The sequence below is a fragment of the Gordonia sesuvii genome (genome assembly GCF_036350415.1).
In the GTDB taxonomy this organism is placed as follows: domain Bacteria; phylum Actinomycetota; class Actinomycetes; order Mycobacteriales; family Mycobacteriaceae; genus Gordonia; species Gordonia sesuvii.
The window spans coordinates 46,165-67,455 of record NZ_JAZDUF010000009.1; the positions used below are offsets into that span (position 1 = coordinate 46,165).

The following is a 21,291-nucleotide window of genomic DNA, read 5'->3' on the forward strand; positions in this document are numbered from 1 at the left end:
CCAGGCGACCGAATTGGTCAGTCGACCAGTTCACTCGCCGAGAAAGAACGCGCCGCGTCGCGACCGGCAAAATAGCTGGTCAGCGTTTTGGTCAGGTCGGCAGGCTCCCACGCATCCCCGACCGCGGTGAAGGTCTCCTCGACCGTCGGCGCGGCCATCAGCATCACCTCGCCGCCGTAGGCGACGAACACCTGCCCGCTGACGTTGTCCGCCTCCGGACCGGCCAGATACCGGACCAGGGTGACGACGTGTTCCGGCGACAGCGGGTCCACGCCATCGGCCGGAGCGTCACCGAACACATCGGAGGTCATCGATGTCCGTGCCCGCGGGCAGATGGCATTGGCCTTGACGCCGTAGCGCGCGAGCGCCCGAGACGCGGAAACCGTGAGCGCGATGATCCCCGACTTGGCCGCGGCATAGTTCGCCTGGCCGCCGGGTCCGAGCAGACCCGCCTCGGATGCGGTGTTGATCAGTCGCCCGTAGACCGGGCCGCCGGCCGCTTTCGACGCGGCCCGCCAGTGGCTCGCCGCGTTCCGATTCAGCAGGAAGTGGCCGCGTAGATGCACCCGGATGACGAGGTCCCACTCGTCGTCGGTCATGTTGAACAACATCTTGTCGCGGGTGATCCCGGCGTTGTTCATCAGGACGTCGAGGCTGCCGAGATCTTCGGTGGCGGTGCGCATTATCTCGGTGGCGGTGGCCGATTCCGAGATGTCCCCGGCCACCGGGACGGCCCGCCCACCGGCCGACGTGATCACGTCGATCACATCACTGGCGTCCAGCGAGCTCGCCAGATCGTTCACGATCACCGTCGCGCCGTCGGCGGCCAGACCGATGGCCTCAGCCCGACCGAGCCCCCCGCCGGCGCCGGTGACCACCGCGACACGTCCGTCCAACGACCCGCCCACGCGACTCCCTTTCGCCGAAGCTGTAAAAACTAGAACCTGTTCTAGCACGAACGCGCGCGGACCGGAACCGATTGGTCAGAATCGGTCGATTGACCTCATTCGAGCGACAGGGCGGACTTGGGGCAGCTGGCCACCACCTGACGCATTTCCTCTTCGCGCTCCGCCGGGACCTCTTCCTTGTGAATCACCAGGTAGTCGTCGTCGTCAAGGTCGAAGACATCCGGCGCCATGCCCACGCACACAGCGTTGGACTCGCACAGGTCGAAATCTGCCTTGATTCGCATACCGAACTCCTTCTACCGACGTGTCGTCTGGTTGACGGGCTGTGTTCTACAGGTTAGAACGTGTTTCAGAAGTTGGCGAGCGTGTGTTCGCCGCCACACGGCTGTCCACTATGACACGGAGACCCCGATGCGCATCGCCTACACCGACCAGCAGGACGACCTCCGCCGCGAGTTGCGATCCTATTTCGCCTCGCTGATGACCGCCGAACGCCGCGCCGCCCTCCTCGGTGGGGACGGCGAGATCGGTGAGGGCGATGCCTACCGCGACGTCGTGGCCCAGATGGGTGCCGACGGTTGGCTGGCACTGGGCTGGCCCACCGAGTTCGGCGGCCAGGACCGTTCGATGATGGATCAGCTGATCTTCACCGACGAGGCCGCGATCGCCGGTGCCCCGGTCCCGTTTCTGACCATCAACTCGGTGGCGCCGACGATCATGCACTACGGCACCGACGAGCAGAAGGCGTTCTTCCTGCCGAAGATCGCCGCGGGTCAGCTGCACTTCTCCATCGGCTACTCCGAGCCCGGCGCGGGCACCGACCTGGCCGCACTGCGTACGACGGCGATCCGCGACGGCGACGACTACGTCATCAACGGACAGAAGATGTGGACCAGTCTGGTCCCCTACGCCGACTACATCTGGCTGGCCTGCCGAACCGATCCCGCCACCCTCGAGCCCGGCGGAAAGAAGCACAAGGGCATCTCGATGATCATCGTGCCCACCACGGCCGAGGGTTTCAGCTACACACCGGTGCACACGATGTCCGGAGTCGACACCAGTGCCACCTACTACCAGGACGTGCGGGTGCCCACGAGCGCACGGGTCGGCGAGGAAGGCGGTGGCTGGTCGCTGGTCACCAACCAGCTCAACCACGAGCGGGTCGCGCTGTGCAGTGCCGCGCCGATCCAGACCGCCCTGCGCGAGATCATCGAGTGGGCCCAGCACACCAAGACCGGCGACGGTCAGCGGGTGATCGATGCACCGTGGGTGCAGACCAACCTCGCGCGCGTGCACGCGAAGGTGGAGTTCCTCAAGCTGATCAACTGGAAGATCGCCTCCATCGCAGCCTCCGGCGGTTCACCGAGCCCGGCCGACGCGTCGGCGACCAAGGTGTACGGCACCGAATTCGCTACCGAGGCCTATCGACTGCTGATGGAGGTCGTCGGACCCGCCGCGACACTGCGCCAAGGGTCGCCCGGCGCTCACCTCAACGGCCGTCTCGAACGCTTCCAACGCACCTCGTTGATCCTCACCTTCGGTGGCGGCACCAACGAGATCCAACGCGACATCATCGGGATGCTCGCGCTCGGTCTGCCCGCCGCCCGACGATGATTCCCCCCCACCGCTGGACCCCCCATCCGCTGGTCCCCCCATCCGCTGCTCCCCCTAACCGCTGGTCGAGTAGCCCGAGCCGCTAGGCGAGGGCGTATCGAGACCCCCCATCCGCTGCTCCCCCCATCCGCTGGTCCCCCATCCGCTGGTCGAGTAGCCCGAGCCGCTAGGCGAGGGCGTATCGAGACCCGGTGACCCAACAACCACAACCACAACCACAACCCACCGAAAGCCACCACCATGGACTTCACCCTTCCCGAATCCGCCGACGACGTCCGGGGTCTCGCCCGCGACATCGCCACCAAGGTCAGCACCGCCGACCGGGTCGCCGAGCTGGAGACCGCCGACGCCCCGATGGATACCGACCTCTGGCGTGAGCTGGGCGCCGCGGGTCTGCTCGGTCTCGAGCTCACGTCGGCGGCTGTCGGCGAGCAGGGCGGCGACCTGACCGCGGTGGAGAACGCACTCGTCGCCGAGGAACTCGGCCGAGCGCTGGCCCGGGTCCCGTTCGGGGCGCACGCATTCGCGGCTCTGCCGGTGATCGCCGGCCGCGGGTCCGCACCCCTCCGCGAGCAGACGTTGGCCGCCGGCGCAGCAGGCGACCTCGTCCTCACGGTCGCATTCGAGGAAGATCTCGGTACCGACCCGACCACCCCGTCCGCAACGCTGACGGCAACCGACGTACCCGGCACCCTGAACGGAACGAAGGTCAATGTGCCCTACGCGTCGGCCGCGGATGTCTTCGTGGTCAACGCGATCGGCCCCGACGGCCCGTTGGCCGTCGTGGTCCGTGCCGACGACGACGGGGTCTCGATCACCCCCACCCAATCGACCGGTAAGACGCCGACCGCCCAGGTCGACTTCACCGACGTGACCGTCGATCCCGACCGCATCCTCGACGGTGGTGCGGCTGCGGCGCTCGACGTCGCGGATCGGATCTCCCTCGCGGTGTCCGCGGATCAGGTCGGCGTGGTGACCCGCGCGCTCGAGCTGACCGCCGAATACGCCCGGGAGCGTGAGCAGTTCGGCCGTGCAATCGGATCATTCCAGGCCGTGGCGCAGCGCCTCGCCGACGGCTACATCGACGCCCAGGGCCTCTCGTTGACCACCACCCAGGCGGTGTGGATGCTGTCGAACGCCTCGTCATCCAACCGGCCCGACGACGGCGAGTTGCGGACCGCGATCGCCACCGCCAAGTTCTGGGCCGCCGAGGCGGGTCATCGGGTCGCACACACCGCCGTCCACGTCCACGGAGGCGTCGGCCTGGACACCAGCCATCCGCTGCACCGTTACTTTCTGCGCGCCAAGCAGAACGAATTCACCTGCGGCTCGGCGCCTCTGGTCCTTCGATCAATCGGTGGCGAACTCGCCGCCGCACCCGTGTGACACTCGCCGAGCTGTTCACCGCGGTCGCCGACGTCGACGACCGCGGACTTCACCACGGCGACGAGTTCGTGTCGTGGCGCGACCACGTCGCGGCCTCCCGGGCACGTGGAGAGGCACTGCGCGCCCTGTTGCCGGACGACGCCACACCGCATGTGGGTGTGCTCATGGAGAACTCGCCGGAGTTCAGTTATCTCCTCGGGGCCGCCGCCCTCGGTTCGTTCGTGCTCGTCGGCCTCAACACCACGCGACGAGGCGCGGCACTCGCCGCCGACATCGAGCGATCCGACTGCCAGATCGTGTTGACCGACAAGCGTTCCCGTCATCTGCTCGACGGTGTCGAGCTAGGCGTGCCGGTGATCTCGATACGCCGGCTCGCTTCGCTCGCGCGGCTACTCGATCAACGGGAGGAGTTTCCCCACCGTCGGTCGATCTCGACCCCCGCACCCGACGACCTGATGATGCTGATCTTCACCTCCGGAACCACCGGGGACCCGAAGGCGGTCCGCTGCACCCAGCGGAAGTTCGCGGAGAGTGGCCGGATGCTCGCGGACCGTTTCGACATCGACAGCTCCGACGTCGTCTATCTCTCGATGCCGATGTTCCATTCCAATGCCGTCATCGCGGGCTGGTCGGTGGCGCTGGCCGGCGGCGCATCCGTCGCACTCCGAGACCGCTTCTCCGCGAGCGGTTTTCTTCCTGACGTGCGACGGTACGGAGTCACGTTTGCCAACTATGTCGGCAAGCCGCTGAACTACATCCTCGCCACCCCGGAACGGCCGGACGACGCCGACAACACACTCCGCATCATGTACGGCAACGAGGCGTCGGCGCGCGATCGTGAGCGGTTCGCCCGACGCTTCGGGTGTCGGGTCATCGACGGGTTCGGCTCCACCGAGGGTGGAGTCGCGATCACCCGTACGCCGGACACGCCGCCGGATGCGCTCGGTCCACTCCGGCCCCCGACGGCCGTCGTGGACCCCGACACCGGCGAGCCGGTGCCCACCGGCACAGTCGGCGAGATCGTCAACACCTCGGGGCCGGGACTGTTCAGCGGCTACCACAACGACCCGGAGGCATCCGACGACCGGATGCGGGGCGGGATGTATCACACCGGCGACCTCGCCTGGGTGGACGACGACGGCTACCTGCATTTCGCCGGGCGCGTCGGCGACTGGCTCCGCGTCGACGGCGAGAACCTGGGCACCGGACCCATCGAACGAATTCTCCTGCGGCATCCGATGGTTCGTCAGGTGGCGGTCTACGGAGTCCCGGTGGAGATCGGCGACGAAATCGAGGCGGTCCTGGTGGTCGACGGCGACCTGACCGCCAAGGACTTCACCGGGTTCCTGCAGGATCAGTCCGACCTCGGGCCCAAGCAATGGCCGCATCGTGTGCGCCTGACCCATGATCTTCCGGACACCGCCACGTTCAAGACGGTCAAACGACATCTCCGCGAGGACGCGATCCCACCGACCTGGACCCGACCGATCGGCGAGTTCCGCTTCGTCGCGAACCGCGCGACGCCGGATCGCCAGGAACACGAAAAATCAGTTGACCCCGCGTCGGTGCGGCCATAGTGTCCGCGCCCATGGGAAACGCACGCATGGCACTCGTTCGGCTCCGTCGCGCATAGCGGCGAGCCGTCTCTCTCACAACCACCTTTTCGGTTGACCGGCTCGGCCGCCCAGGTAGCTCATCACCCGGCGGCTCGTTTCGTGCTGCCCGGGTATCCGCACCGCGAGCCCCGGAGGCCTCATGCCCGCGTTTCACGCCGGCCGTCACGAGCACGGCCAGAATTTCCTCTCCGACCGCACGGTCATCGACCACATCGTCGAGTTGGTCGCGCGCACCGACGGGCCGATCGTCGAGATCGGCTCCGGTGCAGGTGCACTCACCATTCCGCTGCAGCGCCTCCGCCGTCCTATCGAGGCGGTCGAGATCGACGCGCGTCTGGCGAGATCACTCGGTCGGCGCGCCGACCCCGCACACACGTCGGTCGTCTGCGCCGACTTCCTGCACCATCGACTGCCGCATACGCCGCACGTGATCGTCGGCAATCTGCCGTTCCACCAGACCACCGCGATCCTGCGTCGCCTGCTCCGATCCCCGCACTGGACGCACGCGGTGCTGGTGACGCAGTGGGAGGTAGCCCGCCGGCGTGCGGGTGTCGGTGGGGCGACGATGATGACCGCCCAATGGTGGCCGTGGTATGACTTCGGGCTCGCCGGCCGGGTGCCGGCCACGGCGTTCGCCCCGCGCCCAGGTGTCGACGGCGGACTGCTGACCATCACTCGCCGCACCGACCCGCTTCTGAAGACTGCGCGTCGTGGCGACTACCAGGGATTCGTGCACGCGATGTTCACCGGTAGCGGGCACGGGCTCGGCGAGATCGCCGGCCGTGCGGTTCCCGCCGACCGGCGCGGTGAGGTGCGGCGATGGATCTCGGCGCACCGGTTGCACTCACGCCTCCCTCGGGATCTCGACGCAACCGAGTGGGCGACGCTGTATCGGCTGGGCGCGCCGGAGATCACATCCGTGCCCAGCGGGCCATCACGAAGCAGTACACCCCGTAAGCGGCAAGCCCGAGCGCGGCGAGGATCAACAGGATCTGTCCGGCAGGGAGGCCGGCGAGGGTCTTGATCGCGGCGTCGATGCCAGACGCCTTGGACGGGTCGGCTCGGATGGCGGCCACGATGACCAGGATTCCGGCACCGGCGATCACGCCACCTTTGGCGGTGTACCCGATGACACCGGTCGCCGTGACCGCCGTCCCGCCGCCACGCCGGAGATCGTCGAGGAAGTTCTTCGTGACGCCTTTGTAGACGAAGTAGCCGCCGACGGCGACGACGATCAGGCCGACGATGACCAGGAGCAGCTTGCCGCCGGTGTGCTCCATCAGCCGTGCACTCATACCTGCGTTCTGCTGACCGCTGGACTGCCCGCTGCCCGTCGCGAAGTTCACCGCGGACCAGGCGAGGCTGAGGTAGAGGACGAAGAGCGCCAACGCCTTCCCACGGTCGAACCACTCACTCAGGCCGCCGTCCGACGAATCCGGATCATTCACTTTGCCACCGAGGATGGCCTCGGCCAGTCGCCACAACGCCAATGCCAGGAAGGCGACGGCGGCGACCCACAGGACGACGCGACCGCCGGGTTGGCCCGCGAACACCGCCAACGCACCCGACTGGTCGGCGCTGCCCCCGCCACCGAACGCGATGCGCGCGACGATGTAGGCGAGCAGCAGGTGGAGAAGTCCGTTGACCACGTGGCCGGCTCGCGCAGCACGCTCGAACCATGGGCTGTCGGTGACACGGTCCACCGTCCGGACCGCCTGATTGCGGCTCATCGGGGTCCGTTCGTCGGGTGCCGGTCTGGGTAGGACATCGTCGCGGGGTACCCGATGACCCCGACTGGTAAACCCGCCTCTCAGCTCGCGGTCGTCGGCAACGTCTGGTTCATCCTGGTGACCGCGCGGTCGTACTCGGCGACGAGGTCGGCGATCAGGTCGGCCACCGGCACGATCTCGTTGCAGCGTCCCACGATCTGACCGGCCGGCATCGCCACCACCTCCGGGTCGTCGGCGGCCGAGATCCGCGCGTGCGCCTCGCTGACGAGCAGATTCTGCAGGGGCATGGGCAACGCGTCCGGCGCGCCGTCGGCGTCCCAGGCGTCGGTCCACTTGGTCTTCAGCAAGCGCGCGGGTTTGCCGGAGTAGATGCGGCGGCGCACGGTGTCCCGCGAGGTCGCCTTCAGCAGGGCCTTCTGCACCGTCGACGGCCCGTCGGCGTCCGGGGCCATGCCGAGTTTGTACTCGGCGGCGGTCAGCCAGTAGGTGCCCATCCACACCCCTTGCGCGCCCAGAGCGATCGCCGCGGCGATCTGCCGACCGCTGCCCACCCCGCCGGCAGCCAGCACCGGCGCCGAATCACCCAATGCATCAACGAGTTCGGGCCACAGGATCATCGAGGTGACCTCGCCGGTGTGGCCGCCGCCCTCGTAGCCCTGTGCGATGACGATGTCCACGCCCGCCTCCACGTGGTGCAGCGCGTGTTCCTTCGCCCCCGCGAGCGCCGCAACGAGCAGGCCGTTGTCATGGGAGGTCTGTATGACATCCTCCGGCGGAGACCCGAGCGCATTGGCGATCAGCTTGATCTGCCCGTACTTGCGGGTGTGTTCCATCGCGACGTCCACATGGGAACGCGCGACGGAGTGCAGCCATCCGAGCACTCCGGCGTTCACCCGTTCTCCGTTGGGCAGCGGCGGCACACCGAGGTCGTCGAGGGTGCGTTCCACGAACGCTTTGTGCTCGGGCGGGATCATCGAGTCCAGATCCACCTGGCTGCCCTCGGTGGGGATCTTGGCGGGCATCACGATGTCGACACCGAACGGTTTGCCGTCGGTGTTCTCGTGCATCCACTCGAGGACCTCGTCGAGTTCGTCGGCCTCGTTGAAGCGCACACAACCCAGCACTCCCATGCCACCGGCGCGACTGATCGCGGCGGCCACATGCTGGCTCGGGGTGAATCCGAAGATCGGGTATTCGATGCCGAAACGTTCGGCGAGTTCGGTATGCATCTCGGCTCATCTCCGGCGCTACAGCGCCTCGTCGGCGGGACGTTCGGCGGTGATGCCTGCTCCCCACCGGTAGTCGGGTTTGCCTGCGGGCGAACGCTTGATCTGATCGACGAACCAGACGCTTCGCGGGCATTTGTAGCCGGCGAGTTCCTTGCGGACCACGTCGTTGAGGTCGGCGAGCGAGGGCCGAGCACCGTCACGGGTGGCGATGACCGCCGCGACCCGCTGGCCCCACCGATCATCTGCCACACCGACGACGACCGTGTCGAACACGTCGGGATGCGCCTTGAGCGCACCCTCCACCTCCTCGGGGAAGACCTTCTCGCCGCCGGTGTTGATGGATACCGAACCGCGCCCGAGCATGGTGATGGTGCCGTCTGCCTCCAGCTGCGCGTTGTCACCCGGCAGCGAGTACCGAATCCCGTTGAACTCCTTGAAGGTCTTCGCCGACTTCTCCGGATCGTTGTGGTAGCGCAGCGGCACGTGCCCGGACCTTGCCAACACACCCACCTCGCCGCTGCCGGCCTCCACCGGAGTGCCGTCCTCACGCAGCACATGGGTCTCGCTGTCCGCCTTCACGCGTGGTCCACCGCTGTGGGGCGAGCCCTTGGCCACCACACTCAGACCTCCGAAACCCGTTTCGGAGGAACCGATCGCGTCGACGATCACCGCGTTGGGGAACCGGTCGACGAACTGATCCTTGATGCTCGGTGAGAACAGACATGCCGACGACGCGATCGAGACGACCGAGGAGAGATCGTGTTCGTCCTTGTCCGTCAACGCCTCGATCATCGGCCGGCCCATCGCGTCTCCGGTGATGAAGATGACGTTCACACCATGACGCGCGACGATGTCCCATGCGGCACTGCCACTGAAGTCGGGATACACCACCGCTTTTCCGCCGGCGAACAGCGACTGGAAGATCGCCCATTGCGACCCGCCGTGGATGAACGGCGGGATCGGGTAGCGCACCAGCTGCCCGCCGGCCGCACCGTCCTGCGCAAGCTTCCACTCATCGGCCACGGGTTCGCTGGTGTACCAGTCGATCCCACCTCCGAGGACGCGCCAGACGTCCTCTTGCCGCCACACGACTCCCTTGGGTTTGCCGGTGGTGCCGCCGGTGTAGAGCATGTACAGGTCGTCGTTGGTGCGTTCCTCGAAGTCTCGCTCGGTCGACGACTCCGCGATCGCGTCGTCGTACCGGATGGTGTCCTCGTAACCGCCGCAACTCAGTGGAGCATCGCTGCCGTCGTCGATGGCGATCCGATGTTCGATCGACGGCGCTTTCGGCAACGTGTTGCATACCCGTTCGCAGAACTGTCGCTCGTGGATGAGCACCTTCATCCCGGAGTCGGTGAAGATGTGTTCGAGCTCGGCCTCGACGTAGCGATAGTTCACGTTCACCATGACCGCGCGGGCCTTGAAGATGGCGACCATCGACTCGACCGATTCGATGGTGTTTCGGCTGTACAAACCCACCCGGTCGCCGGGTTGCACGCCGAGTTCGCGGAGTTTGTGGGCCAGCGCATTGGAGCGCGCCTCCAGATCTGCGTACGTGCGGGTGCGGTCGCCGGATTCCAGGGCAGTGCGCTCGGGCATCAGGTCGACGGCATGCTCGATGAGGTCGGCAATCGTGTAGGCCATGGTGTCAAAATTAGAACGTGTTATCGTTTCGGGCAAGCAGCAATCCGCACAGAATTCACGAGGAACGACGATGACCACAGTTGCCGGTTCCGACGCCGCCACCGAGCAGACCCCCGATTGCCTCGTCGAGAAGCGCGGGCACATCCTCATCGTGACGATGAACCGCCCGGAAGCCCGGAACGCGTTGTCGGCGGAGATGATGCGGATCATGGTCGAGGCCTGGGATCAGGTGGACAACGACCCCGACATCCGCGTGGCGATCCTGACCGGCGCCGGTGGTGCGTTCTGCGCCGGCATGGACCTCAAGGCCATGAACAAGAACTCCCCCGGCGACACCGCCGATCAGGGCACCTGGAACCCCGCAAGCCTGCCCGCATTGCTAAAGGGACGGCGCCTCACCAAGCCGCTGATCGCCGCAGTCGAGGGGCCGGCCATCGCCGGCGGCACCGAGATCCTGCAGGGCACCGACATCCGAGTGGCCGGCGAAAGCGCCAAATTCGGTGTGGCCGAAGCACGCTGGGGCCTGTTTCCGCTCGGCGGCAGCGCCGTTCGGCTACCCCGACAGATTCCGTACACCATCGCCGCCGACCTGCTGTTGACCGGACGGCACATCACCGCGGCCGAGGCCAAGGAGTACGGCCTCATCGGTTACGCCGTTCCCGACGGCTCGGCCCTGGACAAGGCGCTCGAGATCGCCGAGGCCATCGCCGCCAACGGCCCGCTCGCCGTGCAGGCGATTCTCAAGACCATGCGCGACACCGAGGGCATGCACGAACTCGACGCCTTCGAGATCGAATCGAAGCTGGGCATCTCGGTGTTCAAGAGCAAGGACGCCAAGGTCGGTCCGCGGGCCTTCGCCAACAAGGAGAAGCCGGTCTTCACCGGAGAATGAACTGCGCCGTTCTCGAGTGCCGACCACGGATCGGTGCTACGCAGGCAATGTGGACACCAACCGCGCCTCCGATGAATCGGCGATCCTTCGGGTCGAGGCAGACTACGACCGCTGCTGGGCGAACGGTGATATCGACGGATTGCTCGCCTGCCTGACAGAGGACGCGGTGCTGGTGAGCCCTCGAGGTGATGTCGCCGAGGGCCATGCGGAGATCCGCCGTGAACTCGGCGATGTCCTCGGCGGCGAGGCACTGCGATCGACCCACCACATCGAGGTCGTCCGCATCCGATTCGTCACCGACGACGTCGCCGTACTCGACGGGATCGCCACGGTCGACCGACCCGGCGACGGTGACCTGCCACGTCTCTCGATCGAGCACCGCTTCACGGACGTGTTCGTGCGCCGAGGCGCGTCGTGGCTCGTCGCGCACATCCGCGCTGCCGCACCACGTGATTAGCGGAAGCCCCCCCGCCCTGTCGATGGTCGCCCCTTCGATGACCCCCCTTCTCGATGGTCGAGTAGTTCGAGGCGCTAGCCGAGAACGTATCGAGACCCCGCAACCCGATCTCGATACCTACTCGATCACCGGGATGGCCCACTCGGCCACAAGCACACTCCGGTCCCGCGACCTCAAGGCCAGCTCGAACCCCTTCGGCACCATGGCCGAGCCGAAGACCCCCCTTCTCGATGGTCGAGTAGTTCGAGGCGCTAGCCGAGAACGTATCGAGACCCCGCAACCCGATCTCGATACGGCATCTCGGCTAGCGCCTCGATACCTACTCGATCACCGACAAATCCTCCTCGGCCACAAGCGCACTCCGGTCCCGCGACCTCAAGGCGATCTCGAACCCCTTCGGCACCATGGTCAACCGCTCGTCCACTGCGAGTTCGTAATCGGGATCGCCGGACAGATCGTATCGATGCAGGAGGCGAGCCAGAACCAGCACCGACTCGTGCAGCGCGAACTGGCGTCCGATGCACGCCCGCAGGCCGGCACCGAACGGTTTGTAGCTGTGCGCCGGTCGCTTCTTGACGTTCGCCGGGAGGAATCGGTCGGGATCGTAGACGTCCGGGCGGTCCCACACGGCCGGGTCACGGTGCACCAGACCGAGCACTACCACCGCCCAATCCTCTGGCCGCATCCGATATCGGCCGCCCAGCGTCGTCTCCTCCCGCGGGCCGCGCGCGAAGCCCGGTACGGTCGGCCAGATCCGCAACGCCTCGTCGAGGCAGCGACGAATGTAGCGGAACTTCGGGATCTGCTCGAAGGTCGGCACCGCGTCCGGGTCGTCACCGAGGATCTCGTCGGCCTCCTGTTGCGCCCGCGCCAGGCAGTCCGGATTCCGCGACAGGTAGTACAGCGTGAATGACAGTGCACCCGAGGTGGTTTCGTGCCCCGCAACCAGGAAGGTGAGGATCTGGTGGCGGATGTTCAACGGCGACAGCCGCTCCCCACTCTCCGGATGCGAGGTGTTGAGCATGATGCCGAGCAGGTCGTGATCGTCAGAGGACGCGGATCGTTCCGCGATGAGATCGTCCAGCATCTCGTCCACATAAGCCTGCTGACCCGCGTTGCGTCGATCGATGAGCCTACCGAGCATCGCGCCTCCGGGCGCCGTCAGCAGGCCGCCCTTGCGACGCCCGGTTTCCAACGCTCGGATCATGGCGCCGACAAACGGGTGCGGCTGCTCGCTGGTGAAGGATCCGAAGTCGTGGCTGAACGCCGCTCGACTGAGCGTCTCCATGGTCAGCTTCGTCATCGACTGCGTCACATCCACGGGGCCGGTCTGCCGATCCCAGAAGGCGAACAGTTCATCGGCGGTCGCCAGCATGATGGGGTGATACGACTGCATCGCCGACTTGGTGAAAGCGGGCATCAACAAGTCGTGTGCAAGTTGCCAATTGGGCTCGTCGTTGTACGCCGTGAACAGTCCGTCCCCGGCGTACTGGCGCAGTGCCGTGATCGCCGGCGGCAGGGCCTTGCAGTACCGCGTCTCGTCGCAGAGTTCAGCAGCAAGCTCTGCACTCGACACGAACACGAAATTCTGGCGAAAGATCCGCATCTCGAAGATAGGTCCGAGGTCCGCGCCCCAATCGAGTAGATCCAGGATGGGGTGCCTGGGATTCGAGACGCCCAGATCCCCGACAAGCGGTTTGCGGCGACCGGCATGCGGAAAGGACTGTCCCGACCAGTCGTTCTTCAATGACCTGACCACGACTCGACCTTGCTCCGGGGGAGCAGGCGTGTCAATCCATCCACGGATGGATTCTGTCCGAGCACACGCACATTGCAGGAGGGCGAAGTCCTCGCGCGGCCAGCGATCACTCGCGCGTGAAGCTGCACGCGCGACTGATCGCTGGGTGCGCGAAGGTCCAGGCCTCCGGTCACACCAACGCCGCCAACTGGCGAATCGTCTCCACATCACGAGCGGTGACCATCAACATGCTCACGCCCGCGGCCTCCCATTGCTTGATCTGGGCACGCACTTCGTCGGCGGTGCCGGCGATCATCGTCTCGCGCACCATCTCGTCGGGGACGGCCGCCATCGCCTCGGCCTTGCGACCCTCACGGAACAGCGCACCGATCTCATCGACCGCGTCGCCGTATCCCATGCGTCGGTAGAGCTCGGCGTGAAAGTTCTTCTCCTTGGCCCCCATTCCACCGACGTAGAGCGCGGTCGACGGGCGGTACCGCTCCACCGCCTCGGCGACGTCGTCGGTGATCACCACCTGCACCGTCGCCGCGACCTCGAAGTCGTCACGGCTGTGTCGGGCGCCCGGTCGAGCGAATCCTTCGGCCAGCCATTCCTCGTATTGATCGGCCAGGCGCAGGCTGTAGAAGATGGCGAGCCAGCCGTCGGCGATCTCGGCCGTCTGCGCCACGTTCTTGGGCCCCTCCGCACCGAGCCAGATCGGGATGTCGGCGCGCAACGGATGAGTGATCGGCTTGAGCGACTTGCCGAGTCCCGATGATCCCGGCGCATCGGCCGGGTACGGCAGCGGATAGTGCGGCCCGGGATTGGCCACCTGGCCCTCACGGGCGAGGACGTCGCGGATCACCTGGACGTACTCTCGGGTGCGCGCCAACGGCTTCCCGAACGGTTGCCCGTACCACCCTTCGACGACCTGCGGGCCCGACACACCGAGTCCGATGATGTGGCGGCAGTTGGAGAGGTGGTCGAGGGTCAGCGCCGCCATCGCCAACGAGGTCGGCGGCCGGGCCGAGAGCTGCGAGACGGCCGTGCCCAGACGAATTCGCTCTGTCGCAGCTCCCCACCACGCCAACGGGGTGTAGGTGTCCGACCCCCATGACTCGGCGGTGAAGACCGCGTCGAAACCGGCTTCCTCTGCAGCCGCGATGAGCTGCGGAGCGTTGTCGATGGGCCCACGACCCCAATAGCCGAGCTGTAGTCCGAGCTTCACCTGTGCGTCCTCCGCGGGTCTGTGACGTGCACCTTGTGCCTCAATACTAGAACGTGTTCTACTCGATGGGTGAGCACCAGCACAACTGCACCCCGCTCTGCCCCGACGAGTCCGGTCGCCGAGGTCCCCGAGCCACAATCGGAGATCCTGTCGGCGCCGTTGAAGAACTCCTTCGACTACACGCGCTCGCTCGGACCGGTCCTGAGCCAATTCGCCCTCGCGCTGCGCGACGGCCGCATCATCGGCTCGAAGAGCAGCGACGGCACCGTGTCGGTGCCGCCCCGCGAATTCGATCCGGCCGGCGGCGCGAAGACCACCGAGCTCGTCGACGTCGCCTCGGTGGGCACGGTCGTCACCTGGTCGTGGCAGCCGCAGCCGCTGACGCCGCAACCCCTCGACAAGCCCTTCGCCTGGGCCCTGATCAAGCTCGACGGCGCCGATACGGCACTGCTGCATGCGGTCGCGGTGGACTCGCCCGCCGACATTTCCACCGGTCTACGGGTACATGCGGTGTGGAAGGCCGCACGCATCGGGCGTATCGACGACATCGCCCACTTCCTGCCGGGCGAAACCGGCGATGCGGCGCCGGCGAACGAGGCCGAGAACTCCGACGACGAACTCATCGTGATGCCGACCCCCATCAGCACAGAGATCATCCACTCGGCCACCGAGGAGGAGTCCTGGTATCTCGAGGGTCTCAAGGCAGGCAAGCTCTACGGCTCGCGGATCGGGTCCGGTGTTGATGCCGGGCGCGTCTACTTCCCACCGAAGGCGGTCAGCCCGTCCGACGGTTCGGCCGCGGTGGAGCGAGTCGAGTTGGCCGACACCGGCATCGTGACGACCTTCTGTATCGTCAACGTCCCGTTCCAGGGGCAGCGGATCAAGCCGCCATACGTGGCCGCCTACGTGCTGCTCGACGGCACCGACATCCCGTTCCTGCACCTGATCCTCGACTGCGAGGCTGCAGACGTGCGGATGGGTATGCGGGTGCAGGCCGTCTGGCAACCCGAGGAGGAGCGCGAGCTGTCCATGGGCAGCATCAGCCACTTCCGGCCCACCGGTGAGCCCGACGCCGATTATGAGTCGTATCGCGAGTTCCTCTGAGCGACACCACGTCTTCCATCAGGCCACTTCCACCAAGGAGTCTGCAGTGACCCTCCCCCGGATCGCGATCGTCGGGTTCGCGCACAGCCCGAACATCGTCGGGACACATGGCACCACCAACGGTGTCGAGATGTTGATCCCGTGTTTCAACAAGCTCTACGCCGACCTCGGCATCTCCCGCACCGACATCGAGTTCTGGTGCAGCGGCTCATCGGATTACCTCGCCGGACGCGCCTTCTCGTTCATCTCGGCCATCGACTCGATCGGCGCGATGCCGCCGATCCACGAATCCCACGTCGAGATGGACGGCGCCTGGGCGCTGTACGAGGCCTGGGTGAAGATCGCGACCGGCGAGGTCGACCTGGCACTGGCATACGGCTTCGGTAAATCCACTGCGGGCAACATGGATCAAACCCTGGCGCTGCAGCTCGACCCCTACACCGTCGGACCGCTGTGGCCCGACGCACGCTCGCTGGGTGCCCTGCAGGCGCGTGCCGGGCTCGATGCCGGGACCTGGTCCGAAGAGGACATGGCGGCGGTCGCCGCCCGCACCTCCGGATCATCGGTCGACGAACTCCTGGGTTCCGACTATGTCGCCGATCCGCTACGCGCACACGACATCGCGCCCTACACCGACGCCGCGGCTGCGGTGATCATCGCCAGTGAACGCAAGGCGAAAGAGCTCGTCGCCAACCCCGCCTTCGTCACCGGCTGGGATCACCGCATCGACACCCCGAACTTCGGTGCCCGTGACCTGACGGTGTCACCGTCGACGAAGCTCGCCGGGGACACCGCCTTCGGCGATCGCAGCCGCGCGGTCGACGTCGCCGAGATCAACGCATCGTTCACCCACCAGGAGCTGATCGTGTGCAACGCGCTCGACCTCCCGGAGTCCGTGCGGATCAACCCATCCGGCGGATCACTGGCCGGCAACTCGCTGTTCTCCGCCGGACTACAGCGTGTCGGCTACGCCGCACACGAGATCCTCACCGGAAACGCGGGTACCGCGGTGGCGCATGCGTCGAGCGGCCCACTGCTGCAGCAGAACATGGTGGTCACCCTGGCAGGAGACGAGAACTGATGGCACACAACAATCGCGCAGCAGTCCTGGGCACCGGCCAGACCAAGTACGTCGCCAAACGCCACGACGTGACCATGGCCGGCATGTGCCGCGAGGCCATCGACGCCGCCCTGGCCGACGCCCAGGTGTCCATAGACGACGTCGATGCCATCGTCATCGGCAAGGCCCCCGACCTGTTCGAGGGGTCGATGATGCCGGAACTGGCGATGGCCGAGGCTCTCGGCGCGGTGGGCAAGCGGATGATCCGTGTGCACACAGCCGGATCGGTGGGCGGCTCGACCGCCAACGTCGCCGCGTCACTGGTGTTCGCCGGCGTGCACAAGCGTGTGCTGGCGGTCGCGTGGGAGAAGCAGTCGGAGTCGAACGCCATGTGGGCGTTGTCGATTCCGGTCCCCTTCACCAAACCCGTCGGCGCGGGTGCGGGGGGCTTCTTCGCCCCGCACGTGCGTGCCTACATCCGGCAGTCCGGTGCGCCCGAACACATCGGCGCGATGGTAGCCGCCAAGGACCGACGCAACGGATCACTGAACCCGCTCGCCCATCTGCAGCAATCCGACCTCACAGTCGAGAAGGTGATGGGTAGCCAGATGCTGTGGGACCCGATCCGCTACGACGAGACGTGCCCGTCGTCGGACGGCGCCTGCGCGGTGGTGATCGGCGCCGAGGACGTGGCCGATGCCGCGGCGGCAGCCGGCAACCCGGTCGCGTGGATTCACGCCACCGCGATGCGCACCGAACCCTTGGCGTTCGCCCACCGCAACGTCGTGAGCCCACAGGCCAGTCGCGATGCCGCCGCCGCACTGTGGAAGGCCGGCGGGATCGACAACCCGGTCGAGGAGATCGACGCCGCCGAGGTGTACGTGCCGTTCTCGTGGTTCGAACCGATGTGGCTGGAGAGCTTGGGATTCGCACCGGAGGGTGAGGGCTGGAAGCTCACCGAGGCCGGCGAGACCGAGATCGGCGGCCGCATCCCGCTCAACGCTTCCGGCGGTGTGCTCTCGTCCAACCCGATCGGTGCATCCGGCATGATCCGCTTCGCCGAGGCCGCGATCCAGGTGATGGGCAAGGCCGGCGACCATCAGGTCCCCGACGCCCGCAAGGCCCTCGGACACGCCTACGGCGGTGGCTCACAGTACTTCTCGATGTGGTTGGTGGGCTCCTCCAAGCCCACACACTAGCGGCGCAACCTCACCTCCCCAACGAGCCAGCACGGAGGGCGACCCCGTTCGCGCCGACAGAACCCAAAATTTCGCCGAGAGAACCCTCATTTCCGCCGACGGCATCCGACCGCGAGTGGAGGAGGGTTCTCTCGGCGAAATTTTGGGTTCTGTCGGCCTCCGTGCTGGGCGCGTTGGGAGGTGAGGTTACGTCTGGAGTCAGGGGGCTTCCGGGAGGGCGCACGCCTGGCCGTCCGACATTCCCATCGGTCGCACACCGAGGGCCTGATTGAGCCGGCCGCGCTGGTTCTCCCATCCCGTGTGTGGCGGCTCAGGTGGGCCCGTCCCGGTCGTGTTCGTCCAGGTCACAGCGAGTTCATGGACCGGGGCGGCCGATCTCGTCCGGGGGCGGATCGGCGCGTCTCGGCCCGGTCCCGGCCCGCTCGATGACTTCGGCCCGGGCCGGGCCGAGGTGTCGAGCTCAGGGACACCTCGGCCACCTCGGTCACCCTGGCGACCACCCTGCTGCGCCGCTCCCGGCCGAACGTGGGGATGGCTGGGCCCGAGGGTGGGCATGGGTGTCGGATCGCCGAGACGGCCTCAGAGCGGCTCGACCGCGCTATCGTGTGGTCGTGCCTCGGACACCCCCACCGAAACCACCCCGTCCATCCCGCGAGATCTCCCGACTCATCTTGCGGGCCGGTGGTGATCCCCGTCGCGTGTCCGGGTGCCTCTCGGACCTCATGACCGCCGACCCGGTCGCGATCGCCCGCGCGTTGCGCGCCGAGGCACAGCTCTGGACCAAGGATGAACGCAAGTACCTGACCGCCCTGGCGGATCGGCTCGCTGCCGCCGAGCCCACCCCGGAACCGACACGACGGGTGCCGGTCTCGTCCGGCAGCGGCCCCGGCAGCGACATCGACCTGTCCGGCCTGGACCCGGCAGCCGCCGCCCGGACACTGCGCGCCCACGGCCTCACCTACCCGGAAATGTCACAGCGGCTGGAGGTCTCGCAGTCGACGGTCCGCCGGTGGATTCACGGACGGCCGTACTGACACCACCGCCCCCGGCCCGCCTGCACGGCGAAGGGGACAGGGGCGGTGGATCTTCCGTGCTCACGCGGTGGCGCAGGTCGGCCTCAGGGGGAGTTCAGGAGACCCCGTCGTGGACCGCCTTCGACCAGCTCGATTGCCGTCGGTTGACGCCCCGGGTGAGCAGGTTTCAGGGGGACATCGCCAGCCACCGCGTCCGAGATTCCCAGAGTCGCGTGAAGGTTCGGCCGCACGGGCACGAGTAGCGCACCGCCACTGACTCATTCCAGCTGTTGGCGATGATGGTCGTCGGCGCGGTCGGGCACGCGCACGCCGGGCACGGGTCCCAGAACTCGGCGAAGTCGAGGTCGGCAGGGGTATCAGGGATCTCGGTGGTGGTCATTCGGGCGAACCTCCTGGTGGTGGTGGGGTCGGGGTGCCCTTTTCAGATCTGGGTGAGCGCGGTGTTCAGCCTTTCGATCTCGGTGTCGGACAGCTGTTCTCGGGTGTGCCGGGCGATCGGCCGGGCGATCAGGTCCAGCATGACCCGGTCACCGCGACACACCGCCACGGCCGACACGAGGAGAGCCCCAGCGTTGGCGGCGCGAGCCGTGTCGACCGTGGAGACAGCGATCCGGTCGATGTCGGCGGTCATCCGGCCTCCAGACCTCGGAGTGCCCACCCCGAATTACGCAGGGACCCACGGATGAGCGGGCCGCTCGTGGGCGACATGCCCAGCACGGCGGCGACCTGGCGGTGCGGTGCCGGGAGTCGGCCCTGGCGAGCGGTCGCCAACGTGGCCGCGACGGTGAGCACGGACGGCATGAGGTCGAGTAGCACCGGCTCGATCTCACGCGGAAGTGCCACGGTTCCACGGTGATCGAGCAGGGCCGTGCGGTCGTCAGGGTTCGCCGCCAACGCGGCCAGCAGGGTCCGGTGAGCGGGTCGGCCACCGTTGCTGTCGAACACGGATTCGGCGAACAGCCCGGCGTAGGCGATCTCGTTCTCCGGCAGGGTGATTCCCGGCGGCGTGGAGTACTCCACGTGCCCGGCGTGCGACCCCGTCGGGACCGGCGTCACGGTCAGCGCGGTCAGTCGGCCGCCGGTGGCGACCGCGACCAGGGCGTGTGCACTCTCGTGGACACACGCGGCAGCGAAGTCGTGGGCGGACATCATGATCCGGCCCGCCGTCCCCGCCACCGCGTGATGAACCGGCCCGGTTCAGCATCCGGGTGACCCACGGTGACCCGGGAGATCTTCGGCGGCGGGGGTACACCGAGCCGGTCGAGCGCAGCCTGGTCGGCCGCCCGCGCGGTCTCGGCGGCAGCAGCACTGTCGATCTCCCGTTGGGCGGCGGCCCGACGAGCGGCCGCGCGGGCCGAACAGAATCGCAAACACTCGGTGACCGCGAGGTCGAGATCCGACAGGGTCGCCACCAGTCTCGCCGACCGGGGTCGGCCCCGGCCGCCGGTCGCGGTGAGGAACGGGCAGCTGGCCAGGGCGGCCGCCAGCGGCTCATCGCGCTCCCGGGCGAGTTCGATGATCTCGGCCGTCCAGGTGCCGTTGCTCAGGCCCGCCGCGTCCGGCGGTGCGGCGGTGACGGGTCGGCGTAGCCGCAAGATCAACGACCGGGCCTCAGCCGCCTTGTCGGGCCCGAGGTCGGCGGTGCGCAGGGTCGCGTCCCGTTCGGTGATGAGCAGGTCGGCGAGGTCGAGCACGGCGACCGCCGAGACCACCACAGTCGCCACGTCGGCCACCTCGGCATCGCTCGGCTGGGTGCCGGTGAACCTGTCGAGCACGGGTGCCAGCACGGCGATCAGCTCGGCCGAGAGCACGAACCGACCATCGAGCGCGACCGCGTATCCGCCACGGCGGGCATCCCTCTGGGCGTCCTGGGACGGTGGCGGTGGGTCGGGGAGATCGAACGCGACACCGCCCTTGTCGAACTGCCGGAGCTGACGACTCATGCCCGCCATCCCGGTCGATGGAGACGGTCGGCTCATCGTGTCACCTCCGGCTCGGGCGCAGGTTCAGCCGAATCCAGCAGGGCGGCCCTGACCAGCTCACCGAGCACGTCGGGTGCCACGTCGGAGTAGAAGCTGAGTAGATCGCGGACCCGACAGACCGCGAGATCCCGCCGGGCGGTGCGCATCTCGGGGTCGTCCTCGGGGACACCACGCCGGATCAGCGCACCGAGCCGACCCGACGCCACCTGTGTCGTGAGCATCATGAGGCTCTAGGGTAGCCGTCCCTAGCAGGGGTGTCGACCCCTCAATGTCGGTGTGGGACTGAGAGTTACACGCTTACGGGGCATTCTCGGGGTGGGGTGGCCCGGGGACCGGGACGGCCGCGATCGGCGACAACGACCGGACCACCGCCGTCACGGCGTGGGCGAGGTCGGAGGGGCCACGGCCGCTGGTCGATCGCAGACGCGGTGCGAGGTGTCGGGGCGTCTCGGTCATGGTGACCTCTCGGG

23 protein-coding genes and 1 pseudogene are annotated in these 21,291 nt (G+C 67.3%); 10 read left to right on the forward strand and 14 right to left on the reverse strand.

Going from position 1 to position 21,291, the window contains the following annotated elements:
- Nucleotides 1–17 precede the first annotated feature (17 nt).
- Both VZC37_RS22795 and VZC37_RS22800 read right to left on the reverse strand, forming a co-directional pair.
- Nucleotides 18–908, reverse strand: coding sequence for a 3-oxoacyl-ACP reductase (locus VZC37_RS22795; RefSeq protein ID WP_330436106.1), 891 nt, complete (start codon nucleotides 906–908; stop codon nucleotides 18–20).
- A gap of 95 nt (nucleotides 909–1,003) precedes the next feature.
- Nucleotides 1,004–1,192, reverse strand: coding sequence for a ferredoxin (locus VZC37_RS22800; RefSeq protein ID WP_330436108.1), 189 nt, complete (start codon nucleotides 1,190–1,192; stop codon nucleotides 1,004–1,006).
- A 127-nt stretch (nucleotides 1,193–1,319) separates the two neighbouring features.
- Between VZC37_RS22800 and VZC37_RS22805 the strand changes: the two genes are divergently transcribed.
- The 4 genes from VZC37_RS22805 to erm all read left to right on the forward strand — a co-directional run bounded on the left by VZC37_RS22805 (nucleotide 1,320) and on the right by erm (nucleotide 6,548).
- Nucleotides 1,320–2,522 (forward strand): acyl-CoA dehydrogenase family protein, encoded by a 1,203-nt coding sequence (locus tag VZC37_RS22805; protein ID WP_330436110.1) that lies wholly within the window; start codon nucleotides 1,320–1,322, stop codon nucleotides 2,520–2,522.
- A 240-nt stretch (nucleotides 2,523–2,762) separates the two neighbouring features.
- On the forward strand, nucleotides 2,763–3,908 hold the full coding sequence (locus VZC37_RS22810; protein WP_330436112.1) for an acyl-CoA dehydrogenase family protein: 1,146 nt from the start codon (nucleotides 2,763–2,765) through the stop codon (nucleotides 3,906–3,908).
- Nucleotides 3,905–5,485 carry a long-chain-fatty-acid--CoA ligase gene (locus VZC37_RS22815; protein WP_330436113.1) on the forward strand — a complete coding sequence of 527 codons (1,581 nt, stop codon included), beginning with the start codon at nucleotides 3,905–3,907 and terminating at the stop codon, nucleotides 5,483–5,485. The genes VZC37_RS22810 and VZC37_RS22815 overlap by 4 nt, the downstream gene beginning before the upstream one ends.
- Before the next feature lie 178 nt (nucleotides 5,486–5,663).
- A complete protein-coding gene (erm, locus tag VZC37_RS22820) occupies nucleotides 5,664–6,548 on the forward strand; it encodes a 23S ribosomal RNA methyltransferase Erm (protein ID WP_330436115.1) in 885 nt (294 codons plus the stop codon).
- Here erm and VZC37_RS22825 read toward each other — a convergent pair.
- From VZC37_RS22825 to VZC37_RS22835, 3 genes are all read right to left on the reverse strand, one after another.
- Nucleotides 6,436–7,254, reverse strand: a complete 819-nt coding sequence (locus VZC37_RS22825) for a DUF1206 domain-containing protein (protein WP_330436117.1) — start codon at nucleotides 7,252–7,254, stop codon at nucleotides 6,436–6,438. The genes erm and VZC37_RS22825 overlap by 113 nt on opposite strands.
- Nucleotides 7,255–7,334: 80 nt before the next feature.
- Entirely contained in the window at nucleotides 7,335–8,483 is a 1,149-nt protein-coding gene (locus tag VZC37_RS22830) for an NAD(P)H-dependent flavin oxidoreductase (RefSeq protein WP_330436120.1), read from the reverse strand.
- Nucleotides 8,484–8,501: 18 nt separating this feature from the next.
- Nucleotides 8,502–10,127 (reverse strand): acyl-CoA synthetase, encoded by a 1,626-nt coding sequence (locus tag VZC37_RS22835; protein WP_330436122.1) that lies wholly within the window; start codon nucleotides 10,125–10,127, stop codon nucleotides 8,502–8,504.
- Nucleotides 10,128–10,197: 70 nt separating this feature from the next.
- Here VZC37_RS22835 and VZC37_RS22840 point away from each other — a divergent pair, with 70 nt between their 5' ends.
- Nucleotides 10,198–11,019, forward strand: a complete 822-nt coding sequence (locus VZC37_RS22840) for a crotonase/enoyl-CoA hydratase family protein (RefSeq protein ID WP_330436124.1) — start codon at nucleotides 10,198–10,200, stop codon at nucleotides 11,017–11,019.
- Nucleotides 11,020–11,068: 49 nt separating this feature from the next.
- Entirely contained in the window at nucleotides 11,069–11,476 is a 408-nt protein-coding gene (locus VZC37_RS22845; protein ID WP_330436127.1) for a YybH family protein, read from the forward strand.
- A 319-nt stretch (nucleotides 11,477–11,795) separates the two neighbouring features.
- On the opposite strand, the gene VZC37_RS22850 is transcribed toward VZC37_RS22845, so the two are convergent.
- Together VZC37_RS22850 and VZC37_RS22855 are read right to left on the reverse strand one after the other, a co-directional pair.
- Entirely contained in the window at nucleotides 11,796–13,235 is a 1,440-nt protein-coding gene (locus VZC37_RS22850; protein ID WP_330436129.1) for a cytochrome P450, read from the reverse strand.
- 169 nt (nucleotides 13,236–13,404) lie between these two features.
- Nucleotides 13,405–14,442 carry an LLM class F420-dependent oxidoreductase gene (locus VZC37_RS22855; RefSeq protein WP_330436131.1) on the reverse strand — a complete coding sequence of 346 codons (1,038 nt, stop codon included), beginning with the start codon at nucleotides 14,440–14,442 and terminating at the stop codon, nucleotides 13,405–13,407.
- 69 nt (nucleotides 14,443–14,511) lie between these two features.
- Between VZC37_RS22855 and VZC37_RS22860 the strand changes: the two genes are divergently transcribed.
- The 3 genes from VZC37_RS22860 to VZC37_RS22870 are packed head-to-tail and all read left to right on the forward strand — an operon-like array spanning nucleotide 14,512 to nucleotide 17,805.
- A complete protein-coding gene (locus tag VZC37_RS22860; protein WP_330436133.1) occupies nucleotides 14,512–15,546 on the forward strand; it encodes a Zn-ribbon domain-containing OB-fold protein in 1,035 nt (344 codons plus the stop codon).
- 46 nt (nucleotides 15,547–15,592) lie between these two features.
- A complete protein-coding gene (locus VZC37_RS22865) occupies nucleotides 15,593–16,627 on the forward strand; it encodes a thiolase domain-containing protein (RefSeq protein WP_330436136.1) in 1,035 nt (344 codons plus the stop codon).
- Entirely contained in the window at nucleotides 16,627–17,805 is a 1,179-nt protein-coding gene (locus VZC37_RS22870; protein ID WP_330436138.1) for a thiolase domain-containing protein, read from the forward strand. The genes VZC37_RS22865 and VZC37_RS22870 overlap by 1 nt, the downstream gene beginning before the upstream one ends.
- A 198-nt stretch (nucleotides 17,806–18,003) precedes the next feature.
- Here the strand turns inward: VZC37_RS22870 and VZC37_RS22875 are convergent.
- A pseudogene (locus VZC37_RS22875) lies at nucleotides 18,004–18,099 on the reverse strand (carboxymuconolactone decarboxylase family protein); the annotation flags it as partial.
- Nucleotides 18,100–18,527: 428 nt separating this feature from the next.
- Here VZC37_RS22875 and VZC37_RS22880 point away from each other — a divergent pair.
- Nucleotides 18,528–18,839, forward strand: coding sequence for a helix-turn-helix domain-containing protein (locus VZC37_RS22880; protein ID WP_330436140.1), 312 nt, complete (start codon nucleotides 18,528–18,530; stop codon nucleotides 18,837–18,839).
- Between the two features lie 166 nt (nucleotides 18,840–19,005).
- On the opposite strand, the gene VZC37_RS22885 is transcribed toward VZC37_RS22880, so the two are convergent.
- The 6 genes from VZC37_RS22885 to VZC37_RS22910 all read right to left on the reverse strand — a co-directional run bounded on the left by VZC37_RS22885 (nucleotide 19,006) and on the right by VZC37_RS22910 (nucleotide 21,277).
- Nucleotides 19,006–19,218, reverse strand: a complete 213-nt coding sequence (locus tag VZC37_RS22885) for a hypothetical protein (protein WP_330436142.1) — start codon at nucleotides 19,216–19,218, stop codon at nucleotides 19,006–19,008.
- 42 nt (nucleotides 19,219–19,260) lie between these two features.
- The gene (locus VZC37_RS22890) at nucleotides 19,261–19,470 is read right to left on the reverse strand and encodes a hypothetical protein (RefSeq protein WP_330436144.1); all 210 of its coding nucleotides are present in this window, start codon (nucleotides 19,468–19,470) and stop codon (nucleotides 19,261–19,263) included.
- Nucleotides 19,467–20,015, reverse strand: a complete 549-nt coding sequence (locus tag VZC37_RS22895; RefSeq protein ID WP_330436146.1) for a hypothetical protein — start codon at nucleotides 20,013–20,015, stop codon at nucleotides 19,467–19,469. The genes VZC37_RS22890 and VZC37_RS22895 overlap by 4 nt, the downstream gene beginning before the upstream one ends.
- Complete coding sequence (locus VZC37_RS22900) at nucleotides 19,988–20,818, reverse strand: hypothetical protein (protein WP_330436149.1); 831 nt, start codon at nucleotides 20,816–20,818, stop codon at nucleotides 19,988–19,990. Before VZC37_RS22900 ends, VZC37_RS22895 begins: the two co-directional genes overlap by 28 nt.
- On the reverse strand, nucleotides 20,815–21,045 hold the full coding sequence (locus VZC37_RS22905) for a hypothetical protein (protein ID WP_330436151.1): 231 nt from the start codon (nucleotides 21,043–21,045) through the stop codon (nucleotides 20,815–20,817). The genes VZC37_RS22900 and VZC37_RS22905 overlap by 4 nt, the downstream gene beginning before the upstream one ends.
- 73 nt (nucleotides 21,046–21,118) lie before the next feature.
- Nucleotides 21,119–21,277, reverse strand: a complete 159-nt coding sequence (locus VZC37_RS22910) for a hypothetical protein (protein ID WP_330436153.1) — start codon at nucleotides 21,275–21,277, stop codon at nucleotides 21,119–21,121.
- Nucleotides 21,278–21,291 lie beyond the last annotated feature (14 nt).